Origin of the sequence: Leptolyngbya sp. Heron Island J, assembly GCF_000482245.1 — a bacterium.
Classification (GTDB): domain Bacteria; phylum Cyanobacteriota; class Cyanobacteriia; order Phormidesmidales; family Phormidesmidaceae; genus Leptothoe.
Window position 1 is genome coordinate 203,376 of sequence record NZ_AWNH01000014.1, and the last position, 12,842, is coordinate 216,217.

9 protein-coding genes are annotated in these 12,842 nt (G+C 48.1%); 3 read left to right on the forward strand and 6 right to left on the reverse strand.

The features are described from left to right. The first annotated feature begins 3 nt into the window (after positions 1-3). On the forward strand, positions 4-1,809 hold the full coding sequence (locus N836_RS44485; protein WP_152532061.1) for a hypothetical protein: 1,806 nt from the start codon (positions 4-6) through the stop codon (positions 1,807-1,809). 36 nt (positions 1,810-1,845) lie between these two features. Further along, on the forward strand, positions 1,846-4,665 hold the full coding sequence (locus N836_RS44490) for a vWA domain-containing protein (RefSeq protein ID WP_023071086.1): 2,820 nt from the start codon (positions 1,846-1,848) through the stop codon (positions 4,663-4,665). A 125-nt stretch (positions 4,666-4,790) separates the two neighbouring features. Here the strand turns inward: N836_RS44490 and N836_RS44495 are convergent, their stop codons facing one another. The 6 genes from N836_RS44495 to N836_RS72855 all read right to left on the reverse strand — a co-directional run bounded on the left by N836_RS44495 (position 4,791) and on the right by N836_RS72855 (position 12,180). Beyond that, positions 4,791-5,708, reverse strand: coding sequence for a hypothetical protein (locus N836_RS44495; RefSeq protein WP_023071087.1), 918 nt, complete (start codon positions 5,706-5,708; stop codon positions 4,791-4,793). A 314-nt stretch (positions 5,709-6,022) separates the two neighbouring features. Then, positions 6,023-6,298 (reverse strand): DUF7219 family protein, encoded by a 276-nt coding sequence (locus N836_RS44500; protein WP_023071089.1) that lies wholly within the window; start codon positions 6,296-6,298, stop codon positions 6,023-6,025. Positions 6,299-6,741: 443 nt separating this feature from the next. Continuing rightward, on the reverse strand, positions 6,742-8,427 hold the full coding sequence (ilvD, locus tag N836_RS44505; protein WP_023071090.1) for a dihydroxy-acid dehydratase: 1,686 nt from the start codon (positions 8,425-8,427) through the stop codon (positions 6,742-6,744). A 99-nt stretch (positions 8,428-8,526) separates the two neighbouring features. Continuing rightward, complete coding sequence (locus N836_RS44510; RefSeq protein WP_023071091.1) at positions 8,527-9,840, reverse strand: adenylate/guanylate cyclase domain-containing protein; 1,314 nt, start codon at positions 9,838-9,840, stop codon at positions 8,527-8,529. Positions 9,841-10,083: 243 nt separating this feature from the next. Further along, positions 10,084-11,037, reverse strand: coding sequence for a phosphoribulokinase (locus tag N836_RS44515; protein WP_023071092.1), 954 nt, complete (start codon positions 11,035-11,037; stop codon positions 10,084-10,086). A 288-nt stretch (positions 11,038-11,325) separates the two neighbouring features. Further along, the gene (locus N836_RS72855) at positions 11,326-12,180 is read right to left on the reverse strand and encodes a LapA family protein (RefSeq protein ID WP_023071093.1); all 855 of its coding nucleotides are present in this window, start codon (positions 12,178-12,180) and stop codon (positions 11,326-11,328) included. Positions 12,181-12,371: 191 nt separating this feature from the next. On the opposite strand from N836_RS72855, the gene N836_RS44520 reads away from it, so the two are divergent. Then, positions 12,372-12,755 (forward strand): hypothetical protein, encoded by a 384-nt coding sequence (locus tag N836_RS44520; protein ID WP_023071094.1) that lies wholly within the window; start codon positions 12,372-12,374, stop codon positions 12,753-12,755. The last annotated feature ends 87 nt before the right edge of the window (positions 12,756-12,842 follow it).

Below are 12,842 nucleotides of genomic sequence, written 5' to 3' on the forward strand. Positions count from 1 at the left end.
ACTTTGAGCCTGAAGTTTGACCCCGAAGGAGGAGAGATGGCCATTATCTCAGAAGATACATTTAATGACCTCAGCCGATATGTCAGTTTGCGCTTACAACAAGGCGTTCCCCTAGTAGACGCCGACTGGAATGAGATGGAAGATATCCGCAGATTCGAACTGCGGGCCTTCCTCAAGTGGTTTGTAGGTGACGGCATTCCAGACGGTCTGGAAGACAGCTTTCGCATCATCGCCACGGGCGCAGACAACAACTTTAACATTTCTGTCGGGGGCGGGAACGAAGGCCTTAACGCAGGTCGCTACCTGGTCGATGGGTTAGATGTGTTTATCACCGCTGGCATGTTTGTTTCGGATATTGATACCAGCTTTACCAACCAGCAGCTCCATACCAGCCAGCCAGGGGCAGCCCAACTAGCAGAAATTCTCAATGTCCCGGTTATTACCCCAATTCCAGATCCTCCAGAGAACCCAGACGAGATTGTTATACTCACAGTCTATCTCGATGTCTGGGAACGGCTAGTCATGCCTGCCGAAGAACCCAGTTTAGTATTACCCAGCCTGGGTACCGAAAGCTGTGCTCGTCTGCGACGGGAGTGGGTTATCCGAGTGAGGCCTAGCAGCGATGTTCCCAGCTCGGGTGATTCAGACTATTTACCTGAGCATAGCTATATCGCCCTCGCAGAAATCCGTCAGGATTCTACCGGGCTAATCACCCCTGAACGCCTGACTGACCGTCGTCGGTTAGGTCTTAAAGTGCCCTCACAGCTAGATATCACCCAGCTAACCAACGATGCCTTTGGTAGCAGCTACGGTTTTAATGGTCGAGGGCAGCCCGCCCTACCAATTAGCATGCGCGAAGTCATTAACGCCATACTGCGGGGCGGCAGACCTGCCATCATCGGTCCTGACGAATTACTCGCAATCGAGGGTCCCCATTCTAACCCTGCCACTAGTTTTGATGCCAATGGTAACCAATGGTTGTTTTGGGTACGGGGGGTTGCGGCCAACGAAATTTGGTTTCAGCGACAAATCGATGGTCAAACCTGGCTACCAGCCGCACTCTTAAGAAACACCAACGTCACTACCGGACTCTCCGCCACCGGGACATCTGACGGCGCTATCTGGATATTCTGGAGTGACGAAGATGAAGCCGGGACACGCGCTGATATTTTTGGACAGGTCTTCCGTAATGGTGTATTTGGACCTGAATTTACAGTCAGCAACAGTATTGCCGGTCAATTTAATCGGAGTGTTTCCACCCAGGCTAACAACAGTAATCAGGTGATGGTGGTTTGGCAAAACTCCTCTACATCAACATTTCAGTCTCGGCTCTACAACGGAGAACCTGCTGTTGCCACAGGTGTAATTGATGTTTCCAGTGATTTCGCAGTAGCCCCAGCCCTGGTTATCAGCGCAGATAATCAATTCCATATCCATGGTCTAGACAGCAATGGCTTACCAGCCTCAATTCTCCGCGCCACCTGGCAGGCCGACATAACCACCTGGAATGTACCCACACCCACAGGTGTTAGCATTACCGCTGGACCGCTAGAACTCGCCGCCGCAGACGATCCCTTTGGCGGCACCTGGCTGCTTTACACCAACGGAGAAGTTTCGATCACGGGCAGCTACTTGAGACCCAACAACCCACCCGATCCGCCACTTGTGTTAGCAGAGACATCAGCTGCACCCCTTAACCTCACCAGCACCCAGGACTCTGAAGGTAACCTACAAGCAACGTTTGTGACCATCGTTGGTCCCGGTCTGACTACCACCCTACAAAGACTGCGCTTAATCAGCTCTATCTGACCAACAGCCGTAGTTATAACAAGGAATGCACAGACAATGAAAAATCGATTACTAATGGCGTTCTTAGCCATTTTCTCTACCCTCTTTTTAATGGCAACCCCGGCCTATGCCCAAACACCAATTGATTGGGACCCCGGTACTTCCACACCAACATTTGATAACGGCTCCATGACCTGGGACCCGTTTGATAGCGCCCAAGCTCAGCCAGCCAAAGGCGGAATTATCGTTACCTATCCCCCCAATGGCTTTGCTTATCCCATCGATCTATCAACCGCCAATATATTTCTTCAGCCCAGTGCCACCGCTAGCGAAGTTCCGTGTACGCTCGGCGGTGCGCCCATGAATGCCGCACCAGGTAGCTGCTATTTCAGTCTCTCGGATGGCGATCGCAGAATTCGCATTGAATACCTGGGCAATCTCTCCGACAACTTCACATTTCGCGGTACCGATCTTCTCTCCGCCAATCCTGTTGCCTTTAGCATCAATGATTTTAATAGTGCCGATACTGGAGTCGCTCTAATACCTGATCCAGCTCGAGATCCGGCCCGTTTACTCATGGTGTTAGACAAGTCTGGCAGTATGAGATGGTCATCACATCCAACTGACATGGGATGTGGCACGAATACTCCCGTCAACGACGACCCGATGATCGATCCCTGTGGACCATCTCGCTGGAAAGTCCTCAACGACTCAGTAGAAGCTGCTCTCAGCGTAGCGGAGCCCTATGCCTTAGCAGGTCACGATCGGTTTGCTGCAGCCCTGTTCAATGGCAACGTCAGCTATACCTTCCCATCAATGGATGCAGCCAACAAAGATACGTTACTGGGGCCAAACAATATTGCCACCTTCTTAAGTGGAACTGAATTAGGCGGCCAAACCCCCGGTGGCAGTACCTCTATCGGTGATGGCATGGAATACTTTGATGACCTGGTCACCGGCCCAGATGCAGGTGACTACAACCAGTCCATTCTTGTATTTAGTGATGGAGAAGAAAATACAGCTCAATTTATCGTGATGTTAGAAGATGCATCCCCACCCACAATTGGCATCAGTAATACAGACGATCCGGGTGGAGCTGCAGGTGCTAGCGAATTTGCACCTGGTGTGCGCATTTGTCCTTTTGCCATGCGCAGCAGCGATCCAAATAATGTTGATCCAACCGACCAATTAGCCTTTATTGCGGAGCATCGCTGCGACGATCTCGCTTACAGCGTCACCGATCTATTGGGTCAAGATAATCCAGCCCTGACTCAGTTCTTTTTGCAGGTTCTCAACAACACCCTGGTTGGCGATAAACTTGAAATTGTCAAGAAAGCGAACGGCCAGTTATTCAGGGATGAGGGGACGTCCGAGCTGTTTATAACTGGTCAAGATGTCCAGGCGTTTACTATTCTTATCCAATGGAATGAGACATTCAACGGCCTTTCAGAATTAGTACTGGAAAAAGATGGGGTAACATTTCCCCTACTAAATACAGATGCTGCCATCGTCCAGACTGGGGAAAATCACATATCAGCCACACTACGTCAACCCTTTTGTAACGATGAGGGCAAATGTGTAGATAGTGCAGGCAAATGGAAAATCTATTTCCGACCTTTCTTTCAAAGTGCAGAGAGTTTTACTTATGATCTGTTTGTCAATGCTGATAACGCCTCTATCGCCAGTGAATTTAAAGCGACACAGCCGATCCCAGGTATTCTCCAGCCCATCGAATTAACCGCCACTTTGAGCGAAGCCAGTAAACCGTTACAAGGGGGCAAGGTCAAAGCTGTCATTAGAAGGGCTGAAGCAGGCTTAGGTAACGTGCTTTCCCTAGCAGACATCAGACCTGCTGACCAGCAAAGTGATCTTGAACCGCTTAGTCTTACAGCGCTCAAGGTAGAAGCTATGCTAAAAGATCCCAATTATCGCCCAGAAATTCTTGCCGCCCTCCAGGCCAACAAAGTTGAAGAGGTTGTTCTGACTGAATCTTCACCCGGAGTTTACACTGGACTTTACAAAGATACATTTGTCGATGGCGTTTATTTCATAGACTTTTTGGTAGATGCCAAGGGTGCCATCAACGGGCCCTTTACCCGTACATTTGGACAAACCTACTATGTACCAATGGCTCCAGATGCAGAGATCACAGCAGATAGTTTGAGAGTAGCTTCACTTTCTAATTGCTCCAGAAAGTATGCTGGCGGATGTTTTTCAGTCTCCATCAGCCCGATGAACAAAAACAAGGATTTGCTTGGGCCAAGCAAAGAAAAGCTGTTCAGCTTACCAAACTTTAGGGGCGACATCTTAACCCCATTTGCAGATCGAAAACTTAATGGTGTTTACACCACTGAGGTGGGATTTCCAGAGGGCATATCTGGGCTTGAGCTAATTACTATTGGTGGCGTCAAAATTCCCGTTGATGTGCCTGCCAAACAATCCAACAAGTATGAGTATTCAGCTCAACTGATGTGCGGTCGAAAAGAGGGAACCAACGGTTATTACGACACTAACATCACTATCCACAATCCCAACAGGTTTAGAAGTTCGCTGTCCATAGATCTTGTGCTGGCGTCTTCCTTTAGTACCAAAAATCGTAGCAAAACCATTTCCATTGGCGATGCCCGATTGGGCCGCAATGAGGCCTTAACGATTGATTGTGATTTTCTTAAGAAGAAAGTCTTTAACGGCAAACTTCCCAACAATTTTCTAAATGGTGTGGTCGTTATCGACAGTCCATCCAGGCTTCAGGTAAGTACGACCTACACGACTCTGCCTCGTTTCCGCTGGTTAGGAACCAACGGCATCTACATGAGAGAGGTACCTGAACGCCCGTTTAGATTTGATGATGCGCCGCCCACATTTAATCGCGATTAAGTCGCGTATAGAACAGCGGACGCACTAACACGACATCCTAAGCGGCGGCACGCTAGCTGTTTAGGATGTTTCTTTTTTGAAAAGAACAAAACAGACCAACGTTACAGGCTAACTTTTCAGCCCCATTAGTTGGTAATCAGCGTATCAGGTCCATCATGATGAAACGGTGGTTGATGAAAGTTACCATGCTGTGTGGATTCTAAATATACGATCGCAACTGGCTGACCATCATGATTCAATACTCCCCATGAACTCGGTATATTTGTGCGAATAAAGTCACCGTTGACTTCAGCCTGTAGCTTTGTATGTTGACCTGAAAACAGTTGCTCAACCACCTGAGATTCGGTCTGGGTAGGAAAGCTAGTATATAGTTTTGGTGTGAGTGCTAGCTGACCCTCGTCATTGGCAACGATCGTCCCAGCTTCGATGCGAGCATATTTGAAAGGTGCCTCATTTGTGGGTATTAAAATGACCGCTATGGGATTGTGGGGAAACGAAGAGGAAATAGATTGTAACAGCTTTTTAAGGTTGCCTAGCTGTCCTTGCTGTTCGAGCGTATTGGTCTTTAAAGCCTCTAGCAGCGGTGAAGGAAATAAGCCAACCACCTGCTCCACTGCCGCATCCATATCATCCTGGACTTGGTTAAACTCTACTCTGTCTGCCCGAATGAATGACTGCAGACGTACCTGATTGATTATTTGCAGACCTCCTAAGAGAAGTGCGATCGCTAAACAGCCAGCTAGGATTGTCCGTCTCATCCGTCGCGTAAACCATCTTGAAATAGCATAGTCAGGTAGCTGAGCACGACTGGCATTGGCTTCTGCTATCAAGGCCAAACTCAACACCACATTCATCACCACCAGCACCAGAGCAATAATGCCACTTGCTACTAATAGAGCCCGCACAACCAGCGTCAGAGCATCGGGCAAAATATCCCATCCTAAAAATTCATCAATCACCCATAGCACAATACCTACACAGGAAAGAGATAATAACCAGACAGTCAGACTGGTTACCAAACGTAGAGCGAATCGATGATTCATGGTGTTGTTATTTGAGGACTACTGCCTCAGCTAAACCTAGTATTTCACTAGACAACACAAATCATCGCTCGATCATTTCTGATAGAAGCAGCAAAGTTTATCATATCCTCATCGTTTGGACGATGAGGGTTTTGCAAAAAGCTATGAAAGAAGCAGAACAGAAGCTGATACTAGCTGCGCAAGAGAAAAAAGCGCAATATGAAGATAAAGCAGCTAAATTAAGAGCAGTTTGGAAAACGCATTAGCTCATGGAGAAAGAGCGTTTTCCATGCTCAACAAACAAAGCAATGAATAACAAAGAAGTCGCCTTCTCCCTAAGATTCATTAGATGAAGATCCAGAAGCCCCAATTCCAAGCTCTTTTTTACTCTTTTTAAGCTCTTTCCAAAGCTGTCTAATCTCGTAATAAGCTTCCATTGAGGTAAGCTTTCCACCTGTTTCCAAGGCACAGATATAACCAATGCGCTGTGAAAATTCCTGCAGATTAGCATTAAAGGCCAAATTCTGTGGAGAGAAGCGCCCATGGTAGCGACTGCGCGGATATAAAAGATTATCGATTTCAGGTTGTTTGTAGGAGTCGGGAACAGTCATTTTATGATTTTGATCAGAGAGGTATATGCTATTGTGAGGTGAATCGAACAGCAGACTGTTCTACGTATGTCGTCATCTTGTAGAAACTGAAGCTGAAACGCGAGCCAACAACTTGATCGTCAGCAGAAAATCCACACAACTTGATTATTCACAGTTGCTAGCTATCACAATCAGAAAAAGTAAAAAAACTCATCCTCATTTTCCGTAACGAGATGTGACAGCATATTTTAGAAGAACGCTTTACTAGTCAAGACATTATATATATGTATAGACAAATTGCAACAAAAGCTTGCTTCCAGTACAGCTATTGCACAGGAAGCAATGTTAAAGCTGATAGCAATTAACTGAAAAAACCAGTATTCAAGATGAGGAAAGCTGAAACGAATCAGAACCCAACCAAGGAAGGAATTCTGACTCGTTTTTCTGGCCCTACAAAAATCGTTCTAAAACAGATCCTTGTCAGTAACCGCACCCTGACTGCTAGACGATACTAAGGTGGCATACTTCGCCAACACGCCCCGCTTGTAGCGAGGTGCAGGGGCAGTCCACTTAGCTCGTCGCTGAGCCAGTTCTTCATCAGATACGTTCAACTGCAGTAACAGCTGGTCGGCGTCAATTGTAATCGAGTCGCCTTCTTCCACCAGACCGATGGTGCCTCCTACTGCTGCCTCAGGCGCAACATGGCCAACTACCATACCGTAGGTGCCACCGGAGAAGCGACCATCAGTGATTAACCCGACCGAGTCTCCCAGACCAGCACCAATAATGGCTGAGGTGGGTGCTAGCATTTCGCGCATACCAGGACCGCCTTTGGGGCCTTCGTACCGCACCACTACAATATTACCTGCCTGAATTTTGCCTGCCAAAATGGCATCTAGGCAATCTTCTTCAGACTCGAAGACACGGGCAGGCCCGGTGATACTACGATTTTTGATGCCGGTTAGCTTAGCGACTGCCCCTTCTGTGGCGAGATTGCCTTTGAGAATACCCAGGTGGCCTTGGGCATAGAGCGGCTGATCAAAGGGGCGAATGACATCTTGATCGGGACTGGGCTGATCCGGAACATCAGCCAAGACATCGGCAATGGTTTGACCGCTAACTGTCAGGGCATCGCCGTGGAGTAACCCTTGATTTAGCAGCATCTTCATGACCAGTGGGATACCACCTGCTTTGTGTAGGTCAGTAGCCACATAACGTCCTGAGGGTTTGAGATCGCAGAACACGGGCACCCGATTACGGATCACCTCAAAGTCGTCAATGGTGAGTTCGACCCCCATGGTGTGGGCAATGGCTAATAGGTGCAACACTGAGTTCGTCGAGCCACCCACCGCCATGATTACGGAAATTGCGTTTTCAAAGGCTTTGCGAGTCAAAATCTGGCTCGGCAGAATCTGCTTGCGGATAGCCTCAACCAGTACATGGGCTGATTTCTCAGTACTGTCAGCTTTTTCAGCGTCTTCTGCAGCCATGGTGGAGGAATAAGGTAGGCTCAGACCCATGGCTTCAATGGCTGATGACATGGTGTTGGCTGTGAACATCCCTCCACAGGAACCGGCACCAGGGCAAGCGTTTTTCTCAACAGCTATTAGGCGTTCTTCGTCGATCTTGCCAGCACTATATTGACCAACGGCTTCAAAGGCACTGACAACAGTTAAGTCTTCGCCATCAAGATGACCGGGTTTGATGGTGCCGCCGTAAACAAATATGGCAGGGATGTTAATGCGTGCGATCGCAATAATCGCCCCCGGCATATTCTTATCACAGCCACCAATAGCCAGCACAGCATCCATACTCTGGCCCGTGCAGGCAGTCTCAATCGAGTCAGCAATCACATCCCGGGACACCAGGGAATACTTCATCCCCTCAGTCCCCATAGAAATACCATCACTGATAGTAATCGTGCCAAACAATTGGGGCATGGCTCCTGACTCCCGCAGCGCCGCTTCCCCCCGCAGTGCCAGGGCATTAATCCCCATATTGCAAGGGGTAATCGTGCTATAGCCATTCGCTATGCCCACAATGGGCTTATTAAAATCATCATCCTGAAAACCCACGGCCCGTAGCATGGCACGGTTGGGTGAGCGCTGTACTCCCTGGGTAATGACACGGCTTTTACGGTTGTCGGCCATGATTAACTCCTTCGCGATCCATACAAACCCTAATTGTTACAGATTAGGGGTGGAGACAGATTATGGCACAGTGGCTGAAAATGATCATTTTTAGCATGCTTACGATTGAGTCACCGCCTGATCGATATCAACGTCCGTTGCACAAGGCTCTAACAGATAGGTCACCATCCGCCCTTTACCCTTAATCACAATTGGCCCTCGCTGCCGGAACTGATAGCGGTCGTCACACGCTTGCAGCCGTTGATAGGTCGCTTCACTGATCTGAATTCCATTAGGAATCCCATGAGATTCCATCCGGCTGGCTGTGTTCACCGTGTCACCCCACAGATCATAGGCAAACTTCTTGAGACCAATCACTCCAGCCACCACTGGTCCCGTATGAATCCCGATACGTAGAGAAATATTTTGATTGGTCTGAGCATTAAACTCAGCCAGCGTTTCCTGCATTTTCACTGCCATGGCAGCGACTGCCGCCGCGTGGTTAGCCTGAGGTTGGGGCAAACCTGCCGCCACCATATAGGCATCCCCAATAGTTTTGATCTTTTCTAACCCGTGGCTTTCAGCTAGCTGATCAAATCTCGAAAACACTTGGTTTAGTAAGTCGACAATATTGGCAGCTGGCTGGGTCTCGGTTAGCTGCGTAAAGTTAACAATATCGGCAAACAGTACTGTCACTTCGGCAAAACTTTCAGCAATAATGTCGGGCCCTTGCTTGAGCTGCTCAGCAATGGGACGCGGCAAAATATTGAGCAGTAACCGTTCAGACTTTTCTTGAGCCTCTAGCAGTTGACGATTAGTGGCAAAGTTTGCTCGCGATAGCTTTTCATAAAAGTAAACCGAGCAATTACAGATACAGCAAATCCAAAACGTATTGAGCAACAGGCTAGCGGCGGGCAACCCTGGTGTCACCACCTGGAGGCCCAACAACGAATTAACACCAAAGTAGTAGACAATCACCCCCAGCTGAGAGATTAGATGCAACGGCCAACTGACTGGAACCAGAGTAGCCTGAGTAATAAAAGAGAGCGCCCAGCTAAATAGATCGGGTTCTGCAATTGGGGTATTGGTGGCCAAGCCGGTATAGGTTTCATGGAATCGGTGTAACAGACTAATGGACCACGATGCCAGTAAAAAAACAGCAATAATTTGACGAGGCCGATAGTTCTGTTTACGAATCAACCACAGACAGAGTAACAAGAGTGCCATCCGTGCCAGATTCGTAATAATCCACAGCAGTACAAACGGATCATGACCATCCGTCAGGTACGTCAGCGTATCCAGGGGTAAAAATGTAACGAAATAAAAGAGACCAAATAAGATCCCCAGCCGCAGCCGCCGCTGCATAAATTGGTGACGCCAATGGGCGTAGGATGCAAACTCATGGATGGGCGTTACTCGAAAAAAACCAAGCATGGTAAAACAGCTTTAGGGCTCAACGCTGTTGATAAAGCACAGACTGACAAATTCAGGCACGGTAATTGTGGCACACGGACCGAGGCCAAAACCTTGTTCGTTAGTGAGACAATGGCATTTCTTCATATCACTACACCGCTGTCGGTCAGTAGGGCTCAAGATTCTGTAGCCAATACCCAAACAAATACCCGCCAGACTGCAATCTGACGGGTATTCATCAAGGTTAAAATGCTTGGTCAGAACCTATGCAGCTAGCTTCATTTTGCCAGCAGTATTCATCGCCTTCAGCATATGGTAAGTGATCAGCAACTGAGTCAGTGCCAGCGGATAGCTCTGCAACGTTTCACCAGTGGTACCAACAATTTTACCGACTTCTTGGTTGCCTTCCAGGCTGCAGAACTGACCTAGATAGGGAACTTCGCTACACAACATACGTTCAAGCTTTTGTACCTGTTCTGGCGTGGCATGACCATCAATAGCCAGCACATCTACGGGTTTACCCATGTCACGCTGCAATCCCAGGCGAATAGCCTTACTCAGGTCATCATCAAGAATCTCGGTAAAGTCAGGGTGTGGAATTGTGGGGCGCAACACCAAATTGACATTAAGCAACAAGTCGTTAGCCTTTTCCTCAGGATTTTCGGGTGGATAGAAAGTAACGATGACATCAGACCACTTGCGCTGGGGACGAATAAAGGCTTCAGAATCAGGCTCTCGCTGGCGTAGAGCGGATAGCACCTGCTCTTCGTTGTAGCCACGCTTGCGAGTATCACGCTTGATTTTCCACTTAGTGCGCAGCTCTTCAGGAGGAGCCAAATAAACTTTGACATCGTAGGCATCGCGAGCAAGCTTGCTAGAGTAGCCCAGCAACCCTTCAACAATGACAAACTTTTTAGGCTGAATATACTCCGGGGGATCAAACTCACCAGATGTGTGGTTGTAGATCGGCTTGAGGATGGGTTGGCCCTGACGCAGCAGCGCTAGATGCTGCTCAATGATGTCAACATAATTGCAATCAGGATGCAGCGCAGATATTCCCATTTCTTTACGCTGCTGACGATCATAACGATGGTAGTCATCGGTGCAGATGGTCGTCACCTCATGCTCACCAAGCACCTGGGCAATCCCGCGAGTTAGGGTAGTTTTACCAGCGGCACTGTCTCCAACAATACCAAGGATAATTGGACGCTCTGCCATGGACGTATCTCCTGCTTCTTTAGACTTTCTTAAACTCAGGCGTTAGTTTTATCTTATGCACCAACGGTACGAGGCTCAAGAATCTGTGTAAAAGAATACGCTCTGCCCCATAATCGATCTATTGAGTAAAAATACTCATAACCATTGAGAAATAACGCCCATAGCGATCCTTATAATGGGCAACAATGCCAAAAACATTTAACAAAAATTTACTTAACAGGCTCCTGCTTAACCTCTGGCACATACAGGGCAGTGCGCAGTGCGTTCAGGATTTAATTTGACGTCATATTAGTCTGTCACCCACATCACTAGCAGACGATTGCGACCACGTTTTTTAGCGATCGCCAGGGCCTCTTCAGCTTTACTCAACAGTAGTTCTTCACGCTCAGTGGGATGTTCGAGATCGGTGACGACCCCACCAATATTGACATCTAAGGCCGTCTTAGTGCCGTCTTGCAGGGTAAGGGGCTGATCGCTCAGGGCTACTTTGATAGTTTCTGCGTATTTGGTGACGGCTTTAACATCTAAACCCGTCAGGCTACAGGTAAATTGACCCTGGTTATTACTGAACAGCCAAGCATCAACGGTCAAGTTTCGCTGCAGTACATGGGCAATCGCTAACCACAGCGCCTGATCTTGTTTGAGGTCGCTGGTGTCGGGCTGCTGTCGCTGGGGGTGAATCAGCAGTAGCCCCACAGCCTGAAATTGTTCATTAAGCGGCTGCATTTTCATTTGCTGCAGCAGGGCGCGGATGATGCGTGGGATGGCAGCATCGCTAACGAGGCTAGTAGTGTGGTCAAGCAGATCCAGGGATTGCAACAGAGTTTGATAGCTGTTGCGCAGGGTGGTTGCTTTGCGGGTTTGACTATCCACTTCTTTTTGTTTGACCAATAGCTGATCTTCTAAACTATGGGCCTGTCGCTTACCTCGGGAAATGCGCCACTCCCGCTTGAGAAAGGCTGGTATGGTCACTAACAATCCGAAAAGAACACCTAAGCCCGACGATAGCAGTAACACAGTAGCCAGATGTTGCTGCTCTAGCTGCCAGATAAAGAAGTTGATGGTGACGAGCTGATCGTTTTGGAGAGCAAATGCGATCGCAAAAAACGCAACTATCAGAGCAAAGATAAGAAACAGTGCCATAGAACAATAGCTAACGAAAGAGCAGTAGGACAGCAGTTACCCAAAGCTTAGTGAAACTGAATATCAACGCACATCAGCCAAAATTGCAGAATCCTTCAATTTTGGCGGTCATATACTAATCATTATCTTCCCTGCCAAATCCAAATAGTTGCATCAAAATCAAAAGAGAGTGTTTTTACACGAGGACATAAATGATGGCTGAATTAACCGGTCCCTGGTTAGGGTCTTACTGGCAGGCAAAAGACCCTACCCGTTTTGAAGCCACCTTTGTCCAAGCACGTAATAGTTTAAGTGGCCGCATCGTTGACGATGGTCCTTTGGGTGAAGCCCAAGTCCATGGACAAGTGACCGGACGGCACATTAGCTTTACCAAAACCTATTTCAATAATCCCAGCTATACCACTCAGTACACAGGCACTGTCTCAGAGGACGGCGACCACATTACAGGCCAGTGGCGACAGAATTCTAGACACAGCGGTTCCTGGGAAGCCCATCGCAGTGATAACGATCTGAGTAAAGAACTGAGGGCCGTATTAGAAAAAAATGTACCAGAACTAGCCAGCACTAAGGGGTAAAAAGCCTGGCTAGCCAGTGACAGACTGGTGAAGACAATTCAGAGGGCTGAAACGTTGCTACTTCAGGCATCGTCCTCCGCCCTCATA